Source organism: Marinobacter iranensis (assembly GCF_029207565.1).
Lineage (GTDB): Bacteria > Pseudomonadota > Gammaproteobacteria > Pseudomonadales > Oleiphilaceae > Marinobacter > Marinobacter iranensis.
Map to the genome: position 1 here is coordinate 1 of NZ_JANCMW010000302.1, position 255 is coordinate 255.

The following is a 255-nucleotide window of genomic DNA, read 5'->3' on the forward strand; positions in this document are numbered from 1 at the left end:
TGGGGATTTGCGTCGGCATGCATTTGCTCGCCGACGGGAGCGAGGAGGGCCAGCTGCCTGGCCTGGGCTGGATTCCCGGCCGCGTTCGCAAGATCGACACCAGCCTGCTCAGCGCTGCGCCCAAGCTGCCCCATATGGGTTGGAACGATATCGCGATCGCGCCGCGAGCCTCGTTGTTCGATCGGGTCGATGCGTCGAGGGGCTTCTACTTCCTGCATAGCTATTATCTGGACGCGCAGGATCCGGCCCATGTGG

General features: G+C 63.9%; 1 protein-coding gene. It reads left to right on the forward strand.

The features are described from left to right. Positions 1-17: 17 nt before the first annotated feature. Positions 18-255, forward strand: a 238-nt coding sequence (locus NLU14_RS22470; protein WP_476738663.1) for a type 1 glutamine amidotransferase family protein, incomplete at its 3' end; no start/stop codon positions are given.